The following is a 23,249-nucleotide window of genomic DNA, read 5'->3' on the forward strand; positions in this document are numbered from 1 at the left end:
TCATCCCGCCCTGAAGTCCAGGCCGATGTCGAACACGTCGACCGAGTGGGTCAGCGCCCCGACCGAGATGAAGTCGACGCCGGTCGCCGCGACCTCCTTGGCCCGGTCGAGGGTCAGTCCGCCGGAGGCCTCGAGCACGGCAGGACGTCCGGCCCGTTCGTTGATCGCCACCGCCTCGCGCATGTCGTCGGTGCTCATGTTGTCGAGCAGCACCTCGGTGCAGCCGGCGCCGAGGACTGCCCGCAGCTCGTCGAGGTCCATCACCTCGACCTCGACCCGCAGGCCCGGGTTCGCCGCCACGACCGCCTGGTAGGCGGCGACCACGCCGCCCGCCGCCACGGCGTGGTTGTCCTTGACCATGGCCCGGTCGACCAGGCTGAACCGGTGGTTGACGCCCCCGCCGCAGCGGACGGCGTACTTCTGCAGCGCCCGCCAACCGGGCAGGGTCTTGCGGGTGTCGAGCACCCGGGCGCCCGTCCCCTCGATCGCATCGACCCAGGCCGCGGTCGCGGTCGCGACACCCGACAGGTGGGACGCGAAGTTGAGGGCGGTGCGCTCGGCCGTCAGCACGCCCTTGACCGGGCCGGCGACGGTCAGCACGTCGTCGCCGGGCTGCACCCGGGTGCCGTCGGCGACCCGCCCGCTGATCTCGACCTCCTGGTCCAGGGCGTAGCGGAACGCGAGCTCGGCGACGGCCAGTCCGGCCACGACGCCTGACTCGCGGGCGACGAAGTCGGCGACGGCGTGGCCCATCGACGGCATGGCCGCGCTGGTCACGTCGTCGGCACCGCCGGGGAGGTCCTCGTCGAAGGCGAGCGCGACGTGGGCGTAGACCGCCTGCGGGTCGAGGCCGGCCGACGCGATCTCGTCGACGAGCGCGCGCGGCAGGTCGTCGTACGGCGTCCGGGTGATGCTCATGCCGACCCCGGCCCCGGGAGGTCGGTGTCGGTGGCCGGCGCAGGGTGGAACGTCACCGTCGTCACGCCATCGGTCATCGCGACGTCGAAGTGGCCGGCCCAGCGGTCGTCGTCGCGCTCGGGGAAGTCGTCGCGCCAGTGCGACCCGCGGGTCTCCTCGCGCAACGCGGCGGCGTCGGCGAGCGCGGCGCTGATCGTGATCAGGTTGGTGGTCTCCCAGGAGGTCTGGTCGACCTGCTCGGCGGCCTCGCCGGCCAGCTTGTCGAGCAGTGCCGTCGCCTCGGCGAGGCCGTCGGCCGACCGGAGCACGCCGACCCGCGAGGTCATCGTCTCCTGCAGGTCCCCCTGGACCGCTCCCGACACCAGACCGGCGGTGCGCCCGTCGGCCACCGGGTCGGACCACGGCCGCAGCTCGCCGGGGAGCACCGCGGCGATCCGCCGCGAGAAGACCAGGCCCTCGAGCAGCGAGTTGGACGCGAGCCGGTTGGCGCCGTGGACGCCGGAGCAGGCGACCTCGCCGGTGGCGTAGAGGCCGGGCACGTCGGTGCGACCGTCGAGGTCGGTGAGCACGCCGCCCGAGACGTAGTGGCAGGCCGGGGCGACGGGGATCAGCTCGGTGACCGGGTCGACGCCGTGGGAGCGGGTGGTGGCGAGGATGGTCGGGAACCGCCGCTCCCAGAACGCCGCGCCGAGGTGCCGGGCGTCGAGCCACATGTGCGGTCGACCGGTCTCGAGCATCCGCTTCATGATCGCCTTGGCGACGACGTCGCGCGGCGCCAGGTCGGCGAGCTCGTGCACGCCCTCCATGAACCGGCGCCCGCCCTCCTCCGGCAGGGCGTCGACGAGGAACGCACCCTCCCCCCGCACCGCCTCGGAGATCAGCGGCTGCTGGCCGCGGGAGTCGGGTCCGAGGTACATCACCGTCGGGTGGAACTGCACGAACTCGAGGTCGCGCAGGGTCGCACCCGCGCGCAGGGCGATCGCCATGCCGTCGCCGGTGGACACCGCGGGATTGGTGGTCTGCGAGAAGACCTGGCCCAGGCCGCCGCTCGCGAGCACCACGGCCCGGCAGTGGACGGCGCCGACGCCGTCGCGCACGCCCTCGCCGATCACGTGCAGGGTCACGCCCGACACGCCGCCGTCGGCGTCGAGGAGGAGGTCGACGGCGAGCGCGTGCTGGATCACCTCGATGTCGGGTGCGGCCTCGATGGCCGCGATCAGCGCGCGCTGGATCTCGGCACCGGTGGCGTCGCCGCCGGCGTGGGCGATCCGGTCGCGGTGGTGGCCACCCTCGCGGGTCAGCGACAGCGCGCCGTCGTCGTCGTGGTCGAAGTTGGTGCCGAGCGCGATCAGCTCGCGTACGGCGTCCGGCCCCTCGGTGACCAGCGCGCGGACCGCGTCGCGGTCGCACGCGCCGGCTCCGGCGACGAGGGTGTCGACCTCGTGCTCCTCGGGGGTGTCCTCGGGCCCGAGCGCGGCCGCGATGCCGCCCTGCGCCCACTGGGTCGACCCGGCGTTGAGCACCGTCTTGGTCACCACGAGCACCTTGTCGACCTGCTCGCGGAGCCGCAGCGCCGCGGTCAGCCCGGCGACGCCGGAGCCGATGATCACGACGTCGGCGCGGGTGGTCCAGCCGGGAGCGGGAGCGGTCAGGCGGCCGGGGAGGCGGCGGGTCGCGGCGGGCGCCGTCTCGTCACCGCGACCGTCCCCCTCGTCGATCGAGGAGGTCGCTCTGCGACCGTCGCTCCCGTCGATCGAGGAGGTCGCTCTGCGACCGTCCCCCTCGTCGATCGAGGAGGTCGCTCTGCGACCGTCTCGAGATCCTGGCATCCGTGCACGCTACCGAGTCGCCGGGTCAGACACCGGCAGCGGTCAGGTCACCGCGTCGCAGGGCTGGGTCGCCGAAGGTGTCGGCGGGGTCGGCGCTGGTGCCCATGATCGCGTTGTCGGCGTCGACGAACACGACGTGCGGCTGGTAGGCCTTGGCCTCCTCGGTCGTCATCTGGCCGTAGGCGATCAGGATGACCAGGTCGCCGGGGTGGACCAGCCGGGCCGCGGCGCCGTTGATCCCGATCACGCCGGAGCCGCGCTCGCCCGCGATCGTGTAGGTCTCGAGCCGGGCGCCGTTGGTGATGTCGACGATGTGCACCAGCTCTCCGGGCAGCAGGTCGGCGGCGTCGAGCAGGTCCTCGTCGACGGTGACCGAGCCGACGTAGTGCAGGTCGGCCTGGGTCACCGTGGCACGGTGGATCTTCGACTTCATCATGGTGCGCAACATCAGCTGCTCCCCTCGCTGGGCGGGTCGGTGGCGGGCACTCCGATGGTGAGTCCCAGGTTGTCGATCAGGCGGGTGCTGCCGACCCGCGCCGCGATCAGCGCGCGGGCGGGTGTGCCGGGCGGGATCGCCGCCGGGTCGCGGGGCAGCTCGGTGAGGTCCGGCGACCGGATCTCGAGGTAGTCGAGGTCGAGGTTGCCGGCCATCCGGAGCTCGGCACGGGCCGCGGCCATGGCCGCCTCCACGCCGTACGCCGCCTCGCGACGCACCGCGTAGAGCACCCGGCTCAAGGTGGTGGCCTGCCGGCGCTGCTCGTCGTCGAGGTAGCGGTTGCGGCTCGACCGGGCGAGGCCGTCGGCCTCCCGGTCCGTCGGGGCGCCGATGATCTCCAGCGCGCCCCGGCTGCCGCTGATGCAGAGGTCGGCGACCAGCTGTCGGATCAGCACCAGCTGCTGGTAGTCCTTCTCGCCGAAGACGGCGACGTCCGGGCGGACCAGGCCGAACAGCTTGGCGACCACGGTCAGGACCCCGCGGAAGTGGCCGGGCCGGGTGCGTCCCTCGAGGATCTCGGCGAGCGGGCCGGGCTCGACGGTGACCTGGGGTTCCCCGGGATACATCTCGTCGACGGTCGGGGCGAACACGACGGCCGCGCCCTCCCGGCCGCAGACGGCGAGGTCCTCGTCGAACGTGCGCGGATAGCGGTCGAGGTCCTCGTTCGGCCCGAATTGGAGCGGGTTCACGAAGATCGACACGACCACCGTGCCCCCGTCGCCGGCGCGCTCGCGGGCGACGCGGATCAGGCTCGCGTGGCCCTCGTGCAGGGCACCCATCGTGGGCACCAGCACCACCGGTCCGGCGGGCCGCCGGTCGGCGGGCTCGGTGAGCAGGTCGGCGCGCGTGCGCGCGACGACAACCACCGACGGGGCCGTGGCCACGATCAGCGCTCCTGAGCCGAACGCCTCGACCGCTGGCCGAGGAGGTCGCTCTGGCGAGCTTGGAGGTCGAGGAGGTCGCTCTGGCGATCTTGGAGGTCGAGGAGGTCGCTCTGGCGATCTTGGAGGTCGAGGAGGTCGCTCTGGCGACCGTCACGAGACCCGTCACGAGACCCGGCTCCGTCGAGCAGGTCTGCGATCCGGGCGGCGCGGATCGGCAGCACCCGGCCGTCGGTGACCGCGCTGTCGAGGGTGGCCCGCGCCATCGCGACGTACGACGGCAGCGTGTCGGGCCGGTTCGCCCGGATCTCGTCGAGGTGGGCGGCCACGGTCTTCACGTCACCGCGCACGATCGGGCCGGTGAGCGCGGCGTCGCCGTGGGCAAGGGCGTTGTCGAGCGCGGCCTCCAGCAGCGGACGCAGCGTGCCGGCGGGGTCGTCGGAGCCGGCCGCGGCCAGCAGGCCCATCGCCTCGGTCACCAGGGTGACCAGGTGGTTGGCGCCGTGCGCGAGACCGGCGTGGTAGAGCGTGCGCATCTCCTCGGGCACCCAGGTCGCGCGTCCGCCCAGCTCGGTGACGAGCTGCTCGGCGAGCTCGCGCTCGGCGGGACCGGCGGTGAGGCCGAAGACGCAGCCGTCGAGCCGTTCGAGGTCGACGGCCGTGCCGGTGAAGGTCATCGCCGGGTGGAGCGCGATCACCCGGGCGCCGATCGCGGCCGCCGGCGCCAGCACGGCGAGGCCGTGGCGGGCGGAGGTGNGGCCGTGGCGGCCGGAGGTGTGCACGACGACCTGGCCGGGGCGCAGCGCGCCACTGTCGGCCAGCACCCGGACGACGTTGGGCAGCATGTCGTCGGGGACGGTCAGCAGGAGCAGGTCGCAGCCGCGCGCGACGGCGCTCGGCTTCTCGACCGGGACTCCCGGCAGGAGGGTGGCGGCGCGCTCACGGGAAGCGTCGGACTCGCCGGCGACGGTCGTGACCGGGTGGCCGGCCTCGCGGAGGCGGGCAGCCAGCACGGCGCCGACCCGGCCGGCGCCGATCACGCCAATGCTCAGCGCTCGGGGCGCAGGCGACGTCGTCATCTGTTCGAACCTTTCGTTCCAATCCCTCCGACCACCCGCGGGTGTCTCGTGACGGTCGCTGGCGCGACCTCCTCGACAACCGACGGGCCGGTGTGGGTACCGGACGTGTGCTCATTCGATACAACAAGCGTAGGTGCAACCGCGATGCCGGCGACAGGTCACGCGCAAGTGACATGGGCTACACGCCGGCGACACCCGTTGTGACTCGTGAGACCTGAGTACGGTTCTGGTGTGTTCAAGCGCCGCAAGCCCGCACCGCTGGTCAGCGTGGTGGTGCCGGCGTACGACGTGGCGGCGTACCTCCCGGCCTGCCTCGACAGCCTGCTCGCGCAGAACCTGCCCGAGCTCGAGGTGGTGGTGGTCGACGACGGCGCCACCGACGACTCCGGGGCGATCGCCGACGCGTACGCCGCCCGCGACCCCCGCATCCGGGTGGTGCACATCGAGAACGGCGGGCTCGGCGCCGCCCGCAACGAGGGGATCCAGCACGCCCGCGGCCGGTTCCTCGGGTTCTGCGACGCCGACGACCTGATGCCGCCCCGCGCGCTCGAGCAGCTGGTGCTCTGCGCGCGCGACAGCGACGCGCCCCTGGTGACCGGCAACGTGGTGCGGCTCGAGGGCGACCAGCGCACGCGGATGCGGTGGATGGACCGCCTGCACGCCGAGCGGCGCACGATCGCCATCGACGACCTGCCGGAGCTGCTCGGCGACGTCTTCGCGTGGAACAAGCTCTTCCGCCGCGACTTCTGGGACGACGCCGGCCTGGGCTGGCCGGAGCGGCTCCGCTACGAGGACCAGCCGGCCACGACCGATGCCTACCTCCGGGCCGGCCGGATCGGCATCCTGCCGGAGGTCGTCTACCACTGGCGGGTCCGCGACGACGGCTCCTCGCTCACGCAGCAGCGGGCCACCGTCGCCGACCTCACCGACCGCTGGACCACCAAGCGGATGGCACTCGCCTCCGTCGAGGCCTACGGCGCTCCCGGGGTGACCGACGTCTTCCGCGACCGGGTGCTGCCCGGCGACATGTGGCAGTACTTCGTGCACATCCCCTTCTGCTCCGACGAGTGGTGGGAGCTGCTGGTCGCCGGGGTCCGGGAGCTCTGGGGCGCCGAGCGGTCACTGACGGGCAGCACGCTCCCGCCCGCCCACCGGCTGACCGGTTGGCTGGTCGAGCAGGACCGGCGCGCGGACGCCGCGCGGGTCAGCTCCTACGCGCGCACCCTGGGTGCGCCTCTCCCCCGGGTCACCCTCGACGACGGGTCGGTGCGGGTCGACGTACCGGGGCTGGACCCGGCGACCGTCGCCCCGGAGGCGATGCGCCCCCGGGACGACGAGTCCTGACTAGGCCCCGGAGCAGCTGGCCGGAGCCGGGTCGATCGAGTCCTTCAGCGCCGCGAAGTCCGCGTCGGCACCGCAGTCGATCTTCACGTCCTTGACCCCGTCGTTCGCGATCAGCCGATCGGTTCCGCCGAGGCCGAGCAGGGTGTCTGCGCCGAGCCCCCCGGTGATGACGTTGTCGTCGGCATTGCCGGTCAGGGTGTCCCTGCCCGGGGAGCCGATGAGGTTCTCGACACTGTTGGTGATGGTGTCGCGCTCGCCCACCGGGCCGTCCGAACGGTTCCCGTCGTCACCCGCGCCGCCACCGATCGACGCGACCACGCTCCAGTGCCCGTGTGTCGAGTAGTCCGCGACGTCAGCCGATCCTGGTCCACCGTTCAGGACGTCGCTGTGCTCGTCGCCGATCAGCAGGTCGTTGCCCTCACCTCCGGCGAGGATGTCATCGCCGCTGCCACCGAAGAGCTCGTCCGCCCCCTCTCGTCCGCGCAGCAGATCGTCGCCTCCGCTGCCGACGAGGGTGTCGATGCCCTCGCCGGCGTCGAGGAGGTCGTCCCCGCCCCACCCGACGAGGCTGTCGTCGCCCTCACCGCCGGTGATCGTGTCGTCGCCCTCGTGCCCGCTGATGTGGTCGTCACCGGCATCACCCCGGATCACGTCGCGGCCGGTCGCGCCGAACAGCTGGTCGTCGCCGGAGCCTCCCACCATCGTGTCGTTGCCCGCGAGACCGTTGAGGATGTTGGCCCTCGAGTTGCCGATGAGTGTGTCGTCTCCGTGGCCGCCGGTCAGGTTCTCGACGTCGCTGGCGATGGTGTCGCGAGCGCCCGCGGCGCCGTCCTCGGCCGAGCCGTCGTCACCGGCTCCCCCACCGAGGTTCGCGGTGACGTCGAGCTCGTGGCTGACGTACGACACGGTGTCGTTTCCTGCTCCTCCGCAGAAGACGTCGGCTCCGTCGAGACCCCGCAGCGTGTCGTCGCCCCCGAGCCCCGCGATCACGTCCGGTCCCGGTGTACCGACCAGGTTGTCGGGGCCATCGGTGCCGGTGATGGTGGCGGGCAGCCCGAGGCACTCGGTGTAGGCAGGTCCCCAGGTCGGGTCGACGTCCTCACCCGCGTCGACGGTGAGCCGGACGAGCCCGGTGCCGTTGCTCGCCATCCGGTAGACCTCGGCGTTGCCGCTGCGATGCGTGGTGAACGCGATCTGCAGCCCGTCGGGCGAGTACGCCGGCGCCCGGTCGATCGCGGCGTTGTTGGTCAGCCGGGTCGGGCTGCCCCCGTCGCCGGTCATCCGGTAGATCTCGCTGTTGCCGTCCCGGGTGCTGACGAAGACGATCTGGCCGGTCGGCGAGTACGACGCCTCGTCGTCGAGGTTGCTGTTGACGGTCAACCGGGTCTGACCGGTGCCGTCGGGGCTCATCCGGTAGATCTCGCGCTGCCCGTCACGGCTGCTGGTGAAGGCGATGGACTTGCCGTCCGGTGAGTACGACGGGTTGTCGTCGTCGCCCGCGCTCGTCGTGAGCCGGACCTTCCCGCTGCCGTCGGCCCGCATCCGGTAGATGTCCGACGACCCGTTGCCCCCACTGCTGAACACGATGTGGCGACCGTCGGGCGAGAAGCTCGGCTGAGCGTCAGCGACCGAGGTGTCGGTCAGCTGCTCCAGCCCCGAACCGTCCGCGTCCATCACCCAGATGTCCTGGTTCCCGCTCCGGTTGCTGACGAAGACGATCCTCGTGCCGTCCGGGGCGAACGCCGGGTCGTGGTCCGCCGGCCCGGGAACACCCGGGTAGGGGTTCACGTCGGAGGTCAGCGGCGTCTGGCCACTGCCGTCGGCGTTCATCGCGTAGATCTCGAAGTTGTCGTCGCGGGTGCTGACGAACGCGATCTGCCCGTTCACCCCCGGAGTGACCGCAGCCAGCGGCCGATCGGAAACAGGTGGCCCGGCAGCGTCCGAGCCGACGGGCGTCAGGAGAACGGCGGACAGCAGGGCGGCGGCGAGAACGGTCGGGTGACGCATGGTGAACCCCCAGGGAGCGGAAGGATGATCGCCCTCCCGAGCCGAGCGTTCGGAACGTAGCAACCCCAGCTCCCGCGCCGCATCATCCGATCGGGGGTGCGCCGGGTGACGTCCGGCACACCCCCGTCGGCACCGGCGTCAGTCGAGCAGGCCCTCCTGCTCCAGGAAGTCCTCGGCGACGTCCTCGGCCTTCTCGCGGTCGAGGGTGACCCGGCCGAGCAGCTCGTTGAGGGTGTCGTTGTCCAGCGCCGCCATCAGGTCGTCGAGGAGACCTTCGACGTCTTCGTTGTCGGCGAGGAAGTCGCTGGACACGGCCGGGATCAGGTTCTGCGCCGGCTGGATGCCGCGGTCGTCCTCGAGCCGGACGAAGCCGTCCTCCTCGACAGTGGGCTCGATGGTGCCGGTGAGGCCGAGCTGGGCCTCGCCGTCGCTCACGGCGGTGTAGGTCTCGGGCGATGCGAACCCGGTGGCGAGGATCTCCTCGATGTCGATGCCGTAGACCTCGCTCAGGCCGCCCTCGCAGTCGGACCGGCCCTCGCAGTCGGGGGCGGCCGCGAGGGTGATCGTCCGGCCCTCGAGGTCGGACAGCGCGGTGACGCCTTCGGTTTCCGCGAACTCGGGAGTGACGAAGAAGGCGTTCTGGGAGTTCGCCTCCGACGGCTCCAGGAGGGTGATGCCTGCCTCGTCCGCCACCGGGGCCACCGCTTCGAGCGTCGCGGCGGTGTCGTTGGACGTGATCGGCTCGGCGCCCTCGCCGTTGGCCGCGACGTTGAGGAACTCGCCGACCGCCGAGAGGTACTCAGGGACGATGTCGACCTTCTCGGGGAAGTCCTCCATGTAGGCGTCGCGGGTGTCGACCAGCTTGGTGTCGACGGCGTAGCCGTTGTCCTCGAGCAGGACCTCGTAGAGCGCGGTCACCAGCGCGGCTTCCGGGAAGTTCTGGCTGGCGATCGTGACCGGCGTGCCCTCGTCGTCGTCACCGCACGCGGCGAGACCGCCGAGGAGGAGCGGGGCGGACAGGGTGGCGGTGATGGTGCGTCGAATGCGCATGGTGCATGACCTTCTGTGTCCCGTGGCGGAGCCACGCGTGTCCGGTGGTGCGAGCGGTGCGCTCAGCCGACGGGGTCGCCAGCCGTGTTCACTGTAGGCGGCAGGACCGACATCTGGTCGCTGCTCGCCGTACGGGCGCTGCGCGGCACCGGGTTGACCGCGCGTTGCACCAGGGCCGCGGCCAGCTCGAGGACCAGCGCGATCAGGGCGACCAGGATGGCGCCGGCGATGCCCTCGCTGCGGCGGTCGAGGTTGGCGAACCCGAGCTGGATGACGTTGCCGAGGCCGGGTCCGCCGACGAGGGAGGCGATCGTGGCGGTCGCCCAGACCTGCACCAACGCCAGCCGGACCCCCGACACCACCAGCGGCAGCGCGAGCGGCAGCTCCACCCGCCAGAACAGCTGCGCGCCGGACATGCCCATCCCGCGGGCGGACTCGCGGACGCCGTCGTCCACCTCCCGCACGCCGACGTACGCCTGGGTGATGATCGGCGGCAGGGCGAAGAAGAGCAGGGCCACCAGGGTCGCCAGGCCTGCCCGCCCGTAGGGCCCGAACGGATCGTTGCCCGGCCACTCCAGCCGCACCAGGACCGCGAGCAGCGCGAACGTCGGCACCGCGCGGCCGATGTTGGAGATGTTGATCGCGAGCAGCCCGCCCCGCCCGAGGTGTCCGAGCCAGAGCGCGATCGGCAGCCCGACCGCCACGGCCAACGCGAGCGCGGTGAAGGTCAGCAGCAGCTGCTGCACGAGCTGCTCGAGCAGCCCGTTGTTGCGGGTCCAGCTCTCACCGTCGAGCAGGAACTCGATCGCCTCGATCATGCGCTGACCGCCCTCCGCCAGGGAGTGGCCAGCCGTTGCGCGAGCACCAGGAGCAGGTCCAGCGCGAGCGCCAGCGCGACGCAGAGCACCGCGCCGGCGAACAGCTCGGCGTTGAACTCCGTGCTCTGACCGTCGGCGATGAGGTAGCCGAGGCCGCCCTCGGACACCACGGTGCCGATCGTGGTCAGCGCGACCGTCGACACGGTGGCCACCCGCAGCCCGGCCATCATCACCGGCAGTGCCAGCGGCAGCTCGACGCGAAGCAGCAGCCGCGCCGAGCCGTAGCCGATCCCGACGGCTGCCTCGCGGATGTCGTCCGGAACGGATCGGAGACCGTCGAGGATCGCGCGGACCAGGATGGTCAGGCAGTAGAGACCGAGGCCGATGACCACCGTCGTCTTCGTCAGCCCGGTCAATGGCACCAGGAGGGGCAGCAGCGCGAGCGAGGGAACGGTGTAGATCGCCGTGCTCATGCCCAGCACGCTGGACTCCAGCCGCGGCAGTCCGCGGGCGACCAGCGCCAGCGGGAACGCGATCGCCAGTCCGAGCAGCACGGCGGCCACCGTGATCTGGAGGTGGGTGGCCGTGGCCTCGATGATCTCGTCCTGGCGGTCGACCCAGTAGTCGCCGCAGATCCAGGCGTTCACGTCGCGGGAGTAGCACTTCGGCTCCCGGGCTGACACCACCGTCGCCACCCCCGCGCCCAGTAGTGTCACGCCCATGAACGCTACCGCCTCCGCGGGCGACGGCACGATGATCCGCCTCTCGGGTGTCAGCAAGACCTACCCCGACGGCACGGTCGCGGTGCGGGAGCTCGACCTGGAGGTGGCGCGGGGCGAGCTGGTCTGCCTGGTCGGCCCGTCAGGGTGCGGCAAGTCGACGACGCTGAAGATGATCAACCGGCTGGTCGAGCCGAGCACCGGGCTGATCGAGATCGAGGGTCGCGACGTCACCCACGCCGACCCGGTCCAGCTGCGCCGCGGCATCGGCTACGTCATCCAGCAGGTCGGCCTGTTCCCGCACCAGCGGGTCACCGCCAACGTGATGACCGTGCCCCTTCTCTACGGCGAGTCGAAGGCCCGTGCTCGGGCGCGCGCGCACGAGCTGCTGGCGCTGGTCGGCCTCGACCCCGACCTGTACGGCGACCGCTATCCCCACCAGCTCTCCGGCGGTCAGCGGCAACGGGTCGGCGTGGCCCGCGCCCTCGCGGCCGACCCGCCGGTGCTGCTCATGGACGAGCCGTTCGGTGCGGTCGACCCGGTGATCCGGGGCCGGCTCCAGGAGGAGTTCCGCCGGCTTCAGCGCGACCTGGACAAGACCGTCGTGCTCGTCACCCACGACATCGACGAGGCGGTGCTCCTGGGCGACCGGGTGGCGGTGTTCGCCGAGGGCGGGCGGCTGCTGCAGTACGACACCCCCGCCGCGCTGCTCGCCCATCCCGTCGACGACGACGTGGCGACCTTCGTCGGCGCCGAGCGCGGCCTGCGCCGGTTGTCGGTGACCAGGGTCGACCCGGCCCACCTCGAACCGGTCGGTGACCACAAGGCGGCCGAGCTCGCCTCGACCATCACCGTCGGGAGCACGTTGGAGGAGGCGCTCTCGCTCATGCTGCGCGACGACCGCGCCATGATCGGCGTCACCGACGGCCCGCGGTTCGTCGGCGTCCTCACCCCCGCCGGCGTCCACCGCGCGCTGCGGGAGTCGCTGAAGGCCTGAGGTCGGCCCGGACCCTCGCGCGTCAGGCGCTCTTGATCTGCTTCGCGACGAGGGCGGCCTCGGCGGCCTCCCACTGGGCGGTCAGCATGTCGACCTCGAGCTCGAGCTCGGCGACCCGGACGACGGCCTGGGTGGCGCGCTCCTCGGCGTCTCCGAGACGCTCACCGAGCCGCGAGTTCTCGCGCTCGGCATAGGCGAGCTGCTCCTCGACGTCGGTCAGGCCGCGACGCGCGTCGGCGAGCTCCTGGGCGGCGTCGGCGAGGCGGTTCTCGAGCCTGCTGACGGTCGCGTTGGTCTTCGCGATGCGGCCCTGCATGTTCGCGGCGAACTCCACGCCCTCGGCCGCACGGCGGCCGTCGAGGTCACGGAACGCCTGCGCCTGGGAGGCCCGGTCGCGAGCGGCCTCGCGGCGCGAGGCCAGCAGCTCGCTGTGGGTGATCTTGGTGGCGGCCACGCCGAGGAGCACGGCGAGCCCGCCCGCGACGGTGACGGCCAACCAGGAGCCGGTGACCGCGGTGCCGGCGACGGCAGCCGCGGCCCCGAGCAGCAGGAGGGCGGCGACCACGACCCGGGTAGACCGCTGACGACGACGGGAGTTGCCCGCTGTGGGAGTCATGTGACTGAGGTTACGTCGTGTTGTTGGTGTTTCTGATGCGACACGCTCGCTCGAGCAGCAACGCGGCCACCACGCCCAGCAGGCCGGCCACCGCGGCCGCGACCGAGAGCCAGAGCCGGTCGTCGGCCATCTCGGCCGGGTCGCCGACCCAGCTCAGGCCGTAGCCGAGGTAGGCGCCACCGACCAGCGCGGCCACGAACGCGCTCGCCCGGGCCAGCACCAGCCGGTTCACGGCCTGGTGCGCGAGCAGCCGCTCGCGTCGTACGTGCACGGTGCGCCAGGTCGCCCAGGCGACGTACCCGAGGATCGCCGCCAGCAGCAGCAGCGCCAGCGGCTGACCCCAGGTCACCAGCGGCGGCACGTTCCCGAGCCGCTCGCTCAACGGATGCACGCCCCAGCCGAGCACCAGGCCGAACAGGGCCCAGCCGACGAGCACCGGGGGCGCCGTCGGCCGCAGCGACCCAGCGGGCGGGTCCGGGTCCTCAGGACCGTCGCCGGTGGGATCCAGGTCCGGCCGGTCCCTCACTCGTCGTACTCGAGCACCAGGTCGTCGCGGCGGGAGAGGCCCTCGGTGCCGACCTTCTCGAGCAGCGCCGAGACGGCCCCCACGTCGGGGATCTGGGCGTCGGGCTCGAGGTCGAGCCAGGGCTGCAGCACGAAGGCGCGGTCCTGCGCCAGCGGGTGCGGGAGCCGCAGCTTGTCGGTGTCGCTGCGGCGGTCGCCGACCACGATCAGGTCGACGTCGAGGGTGCGCGGGGCGTTGACCTCGGGGCCGCGGTCGCGGTCGTAGGCGTCCTCGATCGCGAGCGCGCGGTCGAGGAGGCGGTGCGCGGACAGCGTGGTGTCGACCAGCACGACGGCGTTGAGGAAGTTGGGGGAGCCCGGTGGGCAGCCGACCGGCTCGGTCTCGTAGACCGGCGACACCCCGGTGACCCACACGTCAGGGGTGTCGGCGAGCGCGTCGACAGCGCCCTGCAGGTTGCCGAAGCTCTCGCCGAGGTTCGACCCGAGCGAGATCACGACCCGACGGATCGGCCGCATCTCACCGGTGAGGGTGTCGGCATCGATGATGTTCGGGTTGGGCGTCTCAGTCATCGTCGGCCTCTCCCTTTCCGGGGGATGTCGGAGTTCGGTGTCGCGTGATCGTCAGCTTCACATCTGCGAACGTCGTCTGGATCGGCGCGTCCGGCTTGTGCACGGTCACCCGCGTCCATTCAACACGAGCATCCAAGAGGCACACACCGGCGATCCGAGCTGCGAGGGTCTCGATCAGGTCGACCGGATCGCGTTCGACCGCCGCCGTCACCTCGTCCACGAGACTCCCGTAGTCGACGGTGTCGTGCAAGTCGTCCGACGCCGCGGCCGGAGCGGTGTCGACCCCCAGCGCGAGGTCGATCACGAACCGCTGCCCGTCGCGTCGTTCGTGCTCGAACACCCCGTGGTGCCCCCAGCACTCGATGCCGAGGACGCTCAGCTCGTCGGTCATCGCGCTCTCTCCAGTCGGCTCAGTGCGGCAAGGACGTCGCGGGTGGCGCGCACGTCGTGCACCCGCACTCCCCAGACGCCGTCACGCACCAGGGTCGCAAGGACGGCGGCGTGCGCGAGCTCGCGTTCGCCGACCGGACGCGGCACACCCTCGTCGTCGGCCAGGAGCTCGCCGAGGAACCGCTTGCGGCTCGCGCCCACGAGCACCGGGAAGCCGATCTCCCGGACGACGCCCAGCCGGGCGAGGAGCTCCCAGTTCTGGTCGCCGGTCTTGGCGAAGCCGATGCCGGGGTCGAGCACGATCCGGTCCTCGGGGACGCCGGCGGCGCGGATGGCGGCGACCCGGTCGCGCAGCTCGTCGGCCACGACGTCGGCCACGGGTCCGTCGTACGTCGCGAGCTCCTGCATCCGGTCGCTGTGGGCGCGCCAGTGCATGGCGACGTAGGTGACGGCCCGGCTCTGCTGGGCACGGGCGACGACGTCGAGGATCTCGGGGTCGGCGAGCCCCCCGGACACGTCGTTGACGACCCGCGCACCCGCGGCCAGCGCCGCGGCTGCGACCTCGGCCCGCATCGTGTCGACCGACACCGTGGCCCCGCCCGCGGCGAGCGCCTCGATGACGGGCACCACGCGGTCGAGCTCGTCGGCGACCAGCGGCCGGGTGGCGCCGGGCCGGGTCGACTCGCCGCCGACGTCGAGGATGTCGGCCCCGTCGGCGAGCAGCCGGCGGCCGTGGGCGATCGCGCGCTCGGCGTCGAGGAAGAGCCCGCCGTCGGAGAACGAGTCCGGAGTGACGTTGACGACCCCCATCACGAGCGGCGTCGACAGCATGGGCGGCAGGCTATCCCGCCGCGTCGACGACCGGCCGCGGCCGTCGGCCACGGCGGTTGTCCCCAGGCCACCGAGCCTTCGTTGACATCCCCTGGCCGAGGTGTTCTCATTGTTGCACTCTGAACTGTTTCACTCTGAACACCCTCTCGGGAGGTCCTGTGCGACGCATCTTGATCCTGTTCCTCACGTCGGTGCTCCTGCCACTGACGACGACCGGCACCGCGACTGCGCGGGCCGGTGACGAAGCGCCCCTCACGCAGCGAGCCCGCGACCTGCACCTGGTGACGAAGTACGACGGCCTCGCCGACATCATCTGCGTGAAGAAGCGGGCCGCTCGCGACAACCCCGGCCCGTGCGAGCTGGTGGTCGCGCTGCGGACGTCCTACCGCTACCGCCCGCCGGACCCGGTGCGCCAGCAGACCGCGGCGGGCAACGAGTTCTGGTGCAAGGACTGGTCGGCGGTCGCCCGCGGCCTCTACTACGTGAACTGGAAGGAGGAGATCAAGGGCACCTACTGCTGGGTCGAAGGGCCCCGGTTCCCGGAGATCTACAAGAACAACTGGCGCTGCGGCTACAGCTCCTCGATCGGCTACGACGTCCGCGTCGAGGACTGCTGGCAGCAGCGGCGCACGGGCGACACCACGGCCGGCTGGTGGATCTCGGTCTACGACAAGTGGCGGGTCTCAGCGGCCTTCCGCGGCTTCCCGCTGCACTGGACCTACCAGATGCACGTGAACCTCCACCCCACCGGCACCATCCGCCTGAAGTACGACGACTGATGGGGGGCGGGTGGGTGCCTCCGCGCTACACCGAGGGCGCGGGCACCCACCTGCCCGACCCGGCAGACCCGGCGCGCTGCCTCTGCGGCCACGCGTGGCCCGCGCCGCCCTCCGAGGAGGAGTGGTCGGAGCATCGCTTCGGTCCCGGGAGCCCACCGACGGAGGAGAGCTCCGGCAGCGACCGGGTGGACGAGAAGCGCGGACCCTGACCCTCAGCGGGTGCCGTGCATGATCAGGCTCATCGCCTCACCGCGAGTGGCGGCGTTGTGCATCGTGCCGCGGATCGCCGAGGTGATGGTGCGGGCACCGGCCTTGCGCACCCCGCGCATGGTCATGCAGAGGTGCTCGGCCTCGATCACCACGATCACGCCGCGCGCTTCGAGGATCCGCATCAGCGCGTCGGCGATCTGGGTGGTCAGCCGCTCCTGCACCTGCGGACGCTTGGCGTAGACGTCGACCAGCCGGGCCAGCTTCGACAGGCCCGTGATCTTGCCGCTCTCGGCCGGGATGTAGCCGACGTGCGCGACCCCGGTGAACGGCACCAGGTGGTGCTCGCACATCGACCACAGCTCGATGTCACGCACCAGGACCATCTCGTCGTGTCCGAGGTCGAAGGTCGTGGTGAGCACGTCCTCCGGTCGCTTCCGCAGGCCGCCGGTGACCTCGGCGTACGCGCGAGCGACCCGCGCCGGCGTCTCGAGCAGCCCCTCGCGCTCGGGATCCTCACCGATCGCGATGAGCAGCTCGCGCACCGCCGCCTCGGCGCGGGCCTGGTCGAACGGTGGGACCTCGCTGGGGTCGCGCTCGGGCGTGTGGATCGGGTCGGGCACCGCGGACGGCCTCAGATGCCCGTGGGCGGCGACGGAGGCGTCGGTCCGCTCGACGGCGGCGCGACCTGGGGCCCGCCGTACACGTCGCCCCCCGGTCCCGGCGGCGTGAGCACGGCGCCCGCGTCCTCGCCCTCCGGCTCGGCGCCGTTGCGGCCGTTGCCGTTGGCCGCGGCGCGGTTGCGGATCTCCTCGGGGATCTCGACCGGGGGCACCGTCGACGGCACCCGAGTCGGCGAACCGGTCCAGGCCGGCCGCTCGGGGCGGCGCCTCAGCGGCTCGAAGATCCTCGCGACCTCGGCCTTGTCGAGGGTCTCCTTGTCGAGCAGCTCCAGGACCAGTGCGTCGAGCACGTCGCGGTTCTCCTCGAGGATGTCGAACGCCTCCTGGTGGGCGACCGCGAGGAACTTCTTGGTCTCGTCGTCGATCATCGCGGCGACGTCCTCGGAGTAGTTGCGCTGGTGGCCGATGTCGCGCCCCAGGAACGGCTCGGCGTTGGACTCACCGAGCTTGATCGCGCCGAGGCGCTCGGTCATGCCGTACTGGGTGACCATCGCGCGGGCCAGGCTGGTGGCCTTCTCGATGTCGTTGCCGGCGCCGGTGGTGGGGTCGTGGAAGATCAGCTCCTCCGCAGCCCGGCCGCCCAGCATGTAGGCGAGCTTGTCGAGCATCTCGCTGCGGGTCTGGGAGTACTTGTCCTCGTCGGGCAGCACCATCGTGTAGCCCAGTGCCCGGCCGCGCGGCAGGATCGTGATCTTGTGGACCGGGTCGGTGCCCGGCAGCGCCGCCGCGACGAGGGCGTGGCCGCCCTCGTGATAGGCGGTGATCAGCTTCTCCTTCTCCGACATCAGGCGGGAGTTGCGCTGCGGACCGGCGATGACCCGGTCGATCGCCTCGTCGAGCGCGGAGGCGAGGATCAGCTTCTGGTTGTTACGCGCGGTGAGCAGCGCGGCCTCGTTGAGAACGTTGGCCAGGTCGGCGCCGCTGAAGCCGGGCGTACGACGCGCCACGCCCATCAGGTCGACGTCGGGACCGAGCGGCTTGCCGCGCGAGTGGACCTCGAGGATCTGCTCGCGGCCGGCCAGGTCGGGAGCGTCGACACCGATCTGGCGATCGAACCGCCCGGGGCGGAGGAGGGCCGGGTCGAGGACGTCGGGCCGGTTCGTGGCGGCGATCAGGATCACGCCGCCGCGCACGTCGAAGCCGTCCATCTCGACGAGCAGCTGGTTGAGGGTCTGCTCGCGCTCGTCGTGGCCGCCGCCCATGCCGGCGCCGCGGTGGCGGCCGACGGCGTCGATCTCGTCGATGAAGACGATGGCCGGGGCGTTCTCCTTGGCCTGCTCGAAGAGGTCGCGGACGCGGGACGCACCCACACCGACGAACATCTCGACGAAGTCGGACCCGGAGATCGAGTAGAACGGCACGCCGGCCTCACCCGCGACCGCGCGGGCGAGCAGCGTCTTGCCGGTGCCGGGCGGGCCGTAGAGCAGCACGCCCTTGGGGATCTTGGCGCCCACGGCCTGGAACTTCGCGGGCTCCTGGAGGAACTCCTTGATCTCGCCGAGCTCCTCGATCGCCTCGTCGCAGCCGGCGACGTCGGCGAAGGTGGTCTTCGGCATGTCCTTGCTGATCATCTTGGCCTTGGACTTGCCGAACTGCATCACGCCCCGGCCGCCGCCCTGGACGTTGTTCATCAAGAACACGAACAGCAAGATGATCAGCGCGAACGGCAGCAGCGTGGCGAGGATCGAGCCGAGCAGGCTGGGCTGCGGGTTCTCGGAGTTCGACTTGTCGATCGTGCCCTCGGCGACCTGCTCGTCGACCGCGGCGAGGATGCCTTCCTGCTGACCCTGGATGTAGTGGGCCAGGACCTGGTCGCCCTCGTCGCGGGTGCCGTCGTCGAGCGTCGCCTCGATGGTCTGGTCGCCGTCGATGAAGGTGATCTCCTTGACGTCACCGTCGGCGATGTACTTGCTCATCTGCGAGGTCGACACCTCGTCGTACCCGCCGCCGGGCGCGAGGAACTCCAGGGCAAGCAGGACGGCGAGGACCGCAACCACGATCCACAGCCAAGGACCCCTGAACACGCGCTTCACTGACTCATCCGCTCCTACCGAGCCGGGTCCGGCCCGGGCACAAGTGATCTGACGACGCTACCTGCCGTCGCATTGGTTCATTGTCGCAGCCCCCTGGTAGGACGACAGGGGCAACGGACAAAGGGTGGTCAGGACCGTTGCCCCCAGCCGCCGCAAGACGCCGGGCCGGCCGGTTGTCCCGCGGACGTCGACTGCGGCGCGGCAGCGTGTCGCGCGGGCGGCGAAGCCGCCACGGGGCGCCGTCCACGGGCCGAGCGAAGCGAGTGCCCGTGCGGCAAGCGCCGTACGCGACACGCTCGCGCGATCAGGAGTACACGTGGGGAGCGAGGGTGCCGATGTCGCGCAGATTGCGGTACTTCTCCCGGTAATCCAGCCCGTAGCCCACGACGAACTCGTTGGGGATGTCCCACCCGACGTACTTCACGTCGACCGGCATCTGCAGCGCCTCCGGCTTGCGGAGCAGGGTGCAGATCTCGACGCTCGCCGGGCCGCGGGAGCCGAGGTTGGACGTCAGCCAGGACAGGGTCAGCCCGGTGTCGATGATCTCGTCGACGATCACCACGTGGCGACCGCTGATGTCGGCGTCGAGGTCCTTGAGGATCCGGACGACACCGGAGGACTTCGTGCCGGAGCCGTACGACGACACCGCCATCCAGTCCATCTCGACGTGCCGGCCGAGCGCCCGGGCGAGGTCGGCCATCACCATCACGGCGCCACGGAGCACGCCGACGATGACGAGGTCCTTGCCCTCGTAGTCGCGCTCGATCTCCTGCGCCAGCTCGCCGAGCCGGTCGAGGATCTGCTTCTCCGTGAACAGCACCTCGACGAGGTCCTTCTCGACCTGGGATGAGTCCATGGCGCTCAGGATGACACACAACATTTGGCCGAGCGCGTCGGCTCCGCCGCCACGCTGCCGGCCCGCAGTCGAGGTTTCCTCGGCGCAAGGCATCCGGGCGACAAGACGGCCGGCGCGTGGAAAGCCCGGCTGTCGAAACTCCGGTCGCTCGTTCCTCGCTTCCTCCGCTTCGCCGGCCAGGTTTTCCACGACGGGCCGGCAGCGAACTAGGCGGTGCGCCGGAACCGCAGGTGTCCTCCCTCGCGGTACGCGGTGACGTGGCCGGGGAGCTGCACCTCGCCGCTCAGGTGGCCCGCGGCGAGGTCGACCAGGGCTCGGACGTGGACGTGGAAGAGCTCGCTGTCGGTGGCTCCGGCGTCGAGCGCGGCCAGCCGCAGGACCCGCGACGCGACCGCCCGGTAGTGGTCGGAGAGCGGGCGGATCGGGATGCCGTCGGCCCCGGCTGCCCGGAGCTCGTCATACGCCGCCCGCGCGAGCGCGTCGAGCGCCTCCACGTCGTCGCGCACCTGGTCGGCGGTCCGGGCGAGGGCCGCCGCGACGCCGGGACCGAGGTTGTCCTCGAGGACCGGCAGGACGGCACGGCGCACGCGAACGCGCGCGTAGCCGGGATCCTGGTTGTGCGGGTCGTCCCAGGCGTCGATGCCCTCGACCTGGCAGGCGGTGACGGTGTCGGCGCGGGAGACGTCGAGGAGCGGCCGCGCGTAGTGGTCGAACCGGCGGCGCATGCCGGCCAACGACCGGGCACCGGAGCCTCGGCTCAGACCGAGGAGCACGGTCTCGGCCTGGTCGTCGCGGGTGTGGCCGAGCAGCACGAGCACGGCGCCGACCCGCTCGCGGAGCTGCTCGAGGACGTCGTACCTCGCCTGCCGGGCGGCCGCCTCGGGACCGTGGCCCTCACCGCGCACCTCGACCCGGACCGTCGCGGTCTCGTCGACGCCCAGCGCCACCAGCTGCGCGACCACCCGCGCCGCCTGGTCGGCCGAGCCCGGCTGCAGCCCGTGGTCGACGGTGGCGCCGATCACCCGCAGGCCCAGCTTGCGGCCCTCGAACACGGTCGCCGAGGCGAGCGCGAGCGAGTCGGCGCCGCCGGAGCAGGCGACGACGACGGCGTCACCCGGCTCGAGCGCGGAGAGCGCCCCGCGGACACCGCGTCGGACGGCGGCGACGGCCGGATGCAGGCTCACCGGGCTAGTTCAGCACGCGCCGGATCCACGCGTCGTGGTCGGTCAGGTCGGACTTCGACGGCAGGTGCGCGGGCTCGGCCCAGACCGCGTTGAACTCGTCCATGCCGACCCGGTCGACGACCGCGCGGACGAAGCGGGCCCCGTCGCGGTACTGGGCCATCTTGGCGTCGAGGCCCAGCAGCCGGCGGAGGACCCGGTCGAGGGCGCCGATGCCCTGACGGCGCTTGGTGAACTTGGAGCGGATCTCCTTGACCGACCCGATGACCTGCGGCCCCACGTCGTCCATCACGACGTCGGCGTGACCCTCGAGCAGCGACATCATGCCGGTGACCCGGTCCAGGATCTCGCGCTGGGCCGGCGTGCTGAAGATCTCGACGATGCTGCCGCCGTTGCGGCTGCTCCTGATCGCCTCGGTGATCCGCTCGAGCCCGCCCTCGAGGACCGAGCCCGGCTCGATGGTGTCGCTGATCGCCTCGATCTCGGAGAACAGGTGGTCGCGCATCCAGGGCACCGCGGTGAACTGGACCCGGTGCGTCTCCTCGTGCAGGCAGACCCAGAGCCGGAAGTCGGACGGGTCGACCTCGAGCTCGCGCTCGACGTGGACGATGTTGGGCGCCACCAGGAGCAGCCGTCCGGACGGTTCGTGGAACGGGTCGAACTGGCCGAGGACCTTGCCGGCGAGGAAGCCGAGCAGGCCTCCCACCTCGGCGCCGGTGATCTTGGACCCGACCGCCTGCGCGATCCGGTTCGGCTCCCGCTTCTCGACGAGCTTGCGCATCATCGGCTCGGTGGCGACCTTGAACCCCTCGGTGTTGGCGCGCAGCCAGCCCGGCCGGTCGACGACCAGCACCGGCGCGGTGCCGTCGGGGGCATCGAGGCCGGTGAACTCACGCACCAGCCCGGTGCTCCGGTTGGCCCCGGCCCGGAGCTCGGCGACCACCTCGTCCGCCTCGGTGCGGGACACCGTCGGCCCCTCACCCGCCAGCATCGACCCGATCGAGATGGCGAGCTCCCAGTCGACCATCTGCGGGTCGGTCGGCGCGGCTCTCGTCATGCGGTGAAGCGTACGGGCCCCACCGAACCGGCTCTTCTCTGCAGATCCCCGACGCCGAGCCGGCTCTTCTCTGCAGGTGCCGGACGCCGAGGGGTCAGCGGGCACAGCGGCAGGCGCCGAGCGCGGACGCGGCGTTGTCCATCGACGTCTGCGCGAGACCGCTGCGGTCGGGGCGCACCCGGTCGGCGAGCATCGCGAACACCAGCAGCGTCCCGTCCTGGTCGACGGCGATCCCGGCGAGCGAGGTGACCCCGGTGAGGGTGCCGGTCTTGGCCCGGACCCGACCCGGTCCCGCCGCGGCGCCCTGGTCGAACCGGTTGGTCAGCGAACCGGTGAACCCGGCCACGGGGAGACCGGTGACCACGGCCCGCAGGTCGGGCTGGTCGTCGGCGGCGGACCAGCGGATCACGTCGATCAGGAGCCGCGGGGTCAGCTTGTTCTCGCGGGAGAGGCCGCTGCCGTCGTACAGGACGCTGCCGTCCATGGGGATGTCGTTGACCGACAGCACCCGCTGCACCGCCTTCTGGCCCCCGACGAACGAGCCGTCGCCCTGGTCGGCCAGCCCGGCGTGGCGCAGCAGCACCTCGGCGGCCTCGTTGTCGCTGACCTCGAGGACCCGCTGCACGATCTGCGCCAGCGTCGCCGAGCTGACCGAGGCGACCTCGTGGGCACCGTCGGCGATCGTCGGCTCGGGCGTCCCGACCACAGTGATCCCGGCCTTCGCCAGCGCGCTCGCGAAGACCTGGGCCGCGGTCGCCGACGGGTCGGAGACCCTGCCGTAGCCGATCGGGTCGCGGCCCTCGTCGACCCACAGTGCGGTGATCGGGGACACGATGTCGTCGGGGATGTAGTCGGCGCGCCACTGCGGGTTCTCGGTGGGCCCGCCGAAGAGCGAGTCGTCGTAGCCGAGCCGCACCCGTCGTACGCCGTCGGCGCGCAGCGCCTGCGCGGTCCGCCGGGCGAGGGTCACAACGTCCGCCTTCGGCGGTGCATAGGTCGCGTCGGTGTTGGTGCCCCACCGCGAGCGCGGGCTGCTGAGCAGGAACGGGTCGCCGCCGCCGACCAGCACCAGCCGCGGCGTGGCGCCGCCCCGCTCCAGGACCGTGCGGGTCTCGAAGACGTGGTCGGCTCCGAGGAGGAAGAGGGCGACCGCCGAGGTGACGACCTTCGTCGTCGACGCCGGGGTCGCGGCCGACGCTCCCGCGCCACCGAAGGTGACGCCGTCGTCGCTGCCCTCGAGCGGAGCCACGGCGGCGAGCACGTGTCGGCCGAGGTCGCGGTCGCTCAGGTAGCCGGCGATCGCGGCGTCGACCGCCGCCGCGTCGAGCCGCGCGTCACCGTCGGCCGGCGGAGCGACCGGGCGCGGGCGCCGTACGGGAGGTA

Annotated in this window: 24 protein-coding genes; 4 read left to right on the top strand and 20 right to left on the bottom strand. The window is 72.0% G+C overall.

The window, feature by feature from the left end:
- The 5 genes from nadC to H0488_RS04325 are packed head-to-tail and all read right to left on the bottom strand — an operon-like array spanning nucleotide 1 to nucleotide 5,203.
- Nucleotides 1-918: a carboxylating nicotinate-nucleotide diphosphorylase gene (gene nadC / locus H0488_RS04305; protein ID WP_183098052.1), complete on the bottom strand. Its 918-nt coding sequence runs from the start codon at nucleotides 916-918 to the stop codon at nucleotides 1-3.
- Nucleotides 915-2,747 carry an L-aspartate oxidase gene (locus H0488_RS04310; protein ID WP_183098053.1) on the bottom strand — a complete coding sequence of 611 codons (1,833 nt, stop codon included), beginning with the start codon at nucleotides 2,745-2,747 and terminating at the stop codon, nucleotides 915-917. The genes nadC and H0488_RS04310 overlap by 4 nt, the downstream gene beginning before the upstream one ends.
- A 25-nt stretch (nucleotides 2,748-2,772) precedes the next feature.
- Nucleotides 2,773-3,195: an aspartate 1-decarboxylase gene (gene panD, locus H0488_RS04315; protein ID WP_183098054.1), complete on the bottom strand. Its 423-nt coding sequence runs from the start codon at nucleotides 3,193-3,195 to the stop codon at nucleotides 2,773-2,775.
- Nucleotides 3,195-4,127 (bottom strand): pantoate--beta-alanine ligase, encoded by a 933-nt coding sequence (gene panC, locus H0488_RS04320; protein ID WP_183098055.1) that lies wholly within the window; start codon nucleotides 4,125-4,127, stop codon nucleotides 3,195-3,197. The genes panD and panC overlap by 1 nt, the downstream gene beginning before the upstream one ends.
- A gap of 2 nt (nucleotides 4,128-4,129) precedes the next feature.
- A complete protein-coding gene (locus tag H0488_RS04325) occupies nucleotides 4,130-5,203 on the bottom strand; it encodes a Rossmann-like and DUF2520 domain-containing protein (RefSeq protein ID WP_183098056.1) in 1,074 nt (357 codons plus the stop codon).
- Nucleotides 5,204-5,434: 231 nt separating this feature from the next.
- Between H0488_RS04325 and H0488_RS04330 the strand changes: the two genes are divergently transcribed.
- Complete coding sequence (locus tag H0488_RS04330; RefSeq protein WP_183098057.1) at nucleotides 5,435-6,547, top strand: glycosyltransferase family 2 protein; 1,113 nt, start codon at nucleotides 5,435-5,437, stop codon at nucleotides 6,545-6,547.
- On the opposite strand, the gene H0488_RS04335 is transcribed toward H0488_RS04330, so the two are convergent.
- The 4 genes from H0488_RS04335 to H0488_RS04350 all read right to left on the bottom strand — a co-directional run bounded on the left by H0488_RS04335 (nucleotide 6,548) and on the right by H0488_RS04350 (nucleotide 11,138).
- On the bottom strand, nucleotides 6,548-8,554 hold the full coding sequence (locus H0488_RS04335) for a DUF5050 domain-containing protein (RefSeq protein ID WP_183098058.1): 2,007 nt from the start codon (nucleotides 8,552-8,554) through the stop codon (nucleotides 6,548-6,550).
- Nucleotides 8,555-8,692: 138 nt separating this feature from the next.
- Entirely contained in the window at nucleotides 8,693-9,604 is a 912-nt protein-coding gene (locus H0488_RS04340) for a glycine betaine ABC transporter substrate-binding protein (RefSeq protein ID WP_183098059.1), read from the bottom strand.
- Between the two features lie 62 nt (nucleotides 9,605-9,666).
- Complete coding sequence (locus tag H0488_RS04345; RefSeq protein ID WP_183098060.1) at nucleotides 9,667-10,422, bottom strand: ABC transporter permease; 756 nt, start codon at nucleotides 10,420-10,422, stop codon at nucleotides 9,667-9,669.
- The gene (locus tag H0488_RS04350; RefSeq protein WP_312856212.1) at nucleotides 10,419-11,138 is read right to left on the bottom strand and encodes an ABC transporter permease; all 720 of its coding nucleotides are present in this window, start codon (nucleotides 11,136-11,138) and stop codon (nucleotides 10,419-10,421) included. Before H0488_RS04350 ends, H0488_RS04345 begins: the two co-directional genes overlap by 4 nt.
- Nucleotides 11,139-11,142: 4 nt before the next feature.
- Here H0488_RS04350 and H0488_RS04355 point away from each other — a divergent pair, with 4 nt between their 5' ends.
- On the top strand, nucleotides 11,143-12,138 hold the full coding sequence (locus H0488_RS04355) for an ABC transporter ATP-binding protein (protein WP_246371448.1): 996 nt from the start codon (nucleotides 11,143-11,145) through the stop codon (nucleotides 12,136-12,138).
- A gap of 22 nt (nucleotides 12,139-12,160) precedes the next feature.
- Here the strand turns inward: H0488_RS04355 and H0488_RS04360 are convergent, their stop codons facing one another.
- Genes H0488_RS04360 through folP form a run of 5 tightly spaced genes read right to left on the bottom strand, consistent with a single transcriptional unit; the run spans nucleotide 12,161 to nucleotide 15,070 of the window.
- Nucleotides 12,161-12,754: a hypothetical protein gene (locus H0488_RS04360; RefSeq protein ID WP_183098062.1), complete on the bottom strand. Its 594-nt coding sequence runs from the start codon at nucleotides 12,752-12,754 to the stop codon at nucleotides 12,161-12,163.
- Between the two features lie 10 nt (nucleotides 12,755-12,764).
- Nucleotides 12,765-13,280, bottom strand: a complete 516-nt coding sequence (locus H0488_RS04365; RefSeq protein WP_312856213.1) for a DUF3180 domain-containing protein — start codon at nucleotides 13,278-13,280, stop codon at nucleotides 12,765-12,767.
- Nucleotides 13,277-13,849, bottom strand: coding sequence for a 2-amino-4-hydroxy-6-hydroxymethyldihydropteridine diphosphokinase (folK, locus tag H0488_RS04370; protein ID WP_183098063.1), 573 nt, complete (start codon nucleotides 13,847-13,849; stop codon nucleotides 13,277-13,279). Before folK ends, H0488_RS04365 begins: the two co-directional genes overlap by 4 nt.
- Entirely contained in the window at nucleotides 13,842-14,240 is a 399-nt protein-coding gene (folB, locus tag H0488_RS04375) for a dihydroneopterin aldolase (RefSeq protein WP_183098064.1), read from the bottom strand. The genes folK and folB overlap by 8 nt, the downstream gene beginning before the upstream one ends.
- Nucleotides 14,237-15,070, bottom strand: coding sequence for a dihydropteroate synthase (folP, locus tag H0488_RS04380; RefSeq protein ID WP_183098065.1), 834 nt, complete (start codon nucleotides 15,068-15,070; stop codon nucleotides 14,237-14,239). Before folP ends, folB begins: the two co-directional genes overlap by 4 nt.
- 158 nt (nucleotides 15,071-15,228) lie before the next feature.
- Between folP and H0488_RS04385 the strand changes: the two genes are divergently transcribed.
- Nucleotides 15,229-15,849 (top strand): hypothetical protein, encoded by a 621-nt coding sequence (locus H0488_RS04385; RefSeq protein ID WP_183098066.1) that lies wholly within the window; start codon nucleotides 15,229-15,231, stop codon nucleotides 15,847-15,849.
- Complete coding sequence (locus H0488_RS04390; protein WP_183098067.1) at nucleotides 15,849-16,058, top strand: hypothetical protein; 210 nt, start codon at nucleotides 15,849-15,851, stop codon at nucleotides 16,056-16,058. Before H0488_RS04385 ends, H0488_RS04390 begins: the two co-directional genes overlap by 1 nt.
- A gap of 3 nt (nucleotides 16,059-16,061) precedes the next feature.
- Here the strand turns inward: H0488_RS04390 and folE are convergent, their stop codons facing one another.
- From folE to dacB, 6 genes are all read right to left on the bottom strand, one after another.
- Nucleotides 16,062-16,679, bottom strand: coding sequence for a GTP cyclohydrolase I FolE (folE, locus tag H0488_RS04395; RefSeq protein ID WP_183098068.1), 618 nt, complete (start codon nucleotides 16,677-16,679; stop codon nucleotides 16,062-16,064).
- A gap of 11 nt (nucleotides 16,680-16,690) precedes the next feature.
- Entirely contained in the window at nucleotides 16,691-18,772 is a 2,082-nt protein-coding gene (gene ftsH, locus H0488_RS04400) for an ATP-dependent zinc metalloprotease FtsH (RefSeq protein ID WP_183098069.1), read from the bottom strand.
- 304 nt (nucleotides 18,773-19,076) lie between these two features.
- Nucleotides 19,077-19,628, bottom strand: a complete 552-nt coding sequence (gene hpt / locus H0488_RS04405) for a hypoxanthine phosphoribosyltransferase (protein WP_183098070.1) — start codon at nucleotides 19,626-19,628, stop codon at nucleotides 19,077-19,079.
- A gap of 206 nt (nucleotides 19,629-19,834) precedes the next feature.
- Nucleotides 19,835-20,812: a tRNA lysidine(34) synthetase TilS gene (tilS, locus tag H0488_RS04410; RefSeq protein ID WP_183098071.1), complete on the bottom strand. Its 978-nt coding sequence runs from the start codon at nucleotides 20,810-20,812 to the stop codon at nucleotides 19,835-19,837.
- 4 nt (nucleotides 20,813-20,816) lie between these two features.
- Complete coding sequence (locus H0488_RS04415) at nucleotides 20,817-21,866, bottom strand: Rv3626c family coenzyme F420 biosynthesis-associated protein (RefSeq protein WP_246371449.1); 1,050 nt, start codon at nucleotides 21,864-21,866, stop codon at nucleotides 20,817-20,819.
- Between the two features lie 94 nt (nucleotides 21,867-21,960).
- Nucleotides 21,961-23,249: D-alanyl-D-alanine carboxypeptidase/D-alanyl-D-alanine endopeptidase (dacB, locus tag H0488_RS04420; RefSeq protein ID WP_183098072.1), on the bottom strand; the 1,289-nt coding region annotated here is incomplete at its 5' end.

Origin of the sequence: Nocardioides pelophilus, assembly GCF_014180685.1 — a bacterium.
In the GTDB taxonomy this organism is placed as follows: Bacteria; Actinomycetota; Actinomycetes; order Propionibacteriales; family Nocardioidaceae; genus Nocardioides; species Nocardioides pelophilus.

Bases quoted from the DNA above. Each gene is read 5' to 3' on its own strand.
- nadC (WP_183098052.1), bottom strand. From the start codon at position 918: ATGAGCATCACCCGGACGCCGTACGACGACCTGCCGCGCGCGCTCGTC.
- H0488_RS04355 (WP_246371448.1), top strand. From the start codon at position 11,143: ATGAACGCTACCGCCTCCGCGGGCGACGGCACGATGATCCGCCTCTCG.
- folB (WP_183098064.1), bottom strand. From the start codon at position 14,240: ATGACCGACGAGCTGAGCGTCCTCGGCATCGAGTGCTGGGGGCACCAC.
- hpt (WP_183098070.1), bottom strand. From the start codon at position 19,628: ATGGACTCATCCCAGGTCGAGAAGGACCTCGTCGAGGTGCTGTTCACG.
- panD (WP_183098054.1), bottom strand. From the start codon at position 3,195: ATGTTGCGCACCATGATGAAGTCGAAGATCCACCGTGCCACGGTGACC.
- H0488_RS04335 (WP_183098058.1), bottom strand. From the start codon at position 8,554: ATGCGTCACCCGACCGTTCTCGCCGCCGCCCTGCTGTCCGCCGTTCTC.
- H0488_RS04360 (WP_183098062.1), bottom strand. From the start codon at position 12,754: ATGACTCCCACAGCGGGCAACTCCCGTCGTCGTCAGCGGTCTACCCGG.
- H0488_RS04390 (WP_183098067.1), top strand. From the start codon at position 15,849: ATGGGGGGCGGGTGGGTGCCTCCGCGCTACACCGAGGGCGCGGGCACC.
- folP (WP_183098065.1), bottom strand. From the start codon at position 15,070: ATGCTGTCGACGCCGCTCGTGATGGGGGTCGTCAACGTCACTCCGGAC.
- folK (WP_183098063.1), bottom strand. From the start codon at position 13,849: ATGACTGAGACGCCCAACCCGAACATCATCGATGCCGACACCCTCACC.
- H0488_RS04340 (WP_183098059.1), bottom strand. From the start codon at position 9,604: ATGCGCATTCGACGCACCATCACCGCCACCCTGTCCGCCCCGCTCCTC.
- H0488_RS04415 (WP_246371449.1), bottom strand. From the start codon at position 21,866: ATGACGAGAGCCGCGCCGACCGACCCGCAGATGGTCGACTGGGAGCTC.
- H0488_RS04310 (WP_183098053.1), bottom strand. From the start codon at position 2,747: ATGCCAGGATCTCGAGACGGTCGCAGAGCGACCTCCTCGATCGACGAG.
- H0488_RS04345 (WP_183098060.1), bottom strand. From the start codon at position 10,422: ATGATCGAGGCGATCGAGTTCCTGCTCGACGGTGAGAGCTGGACCCGC.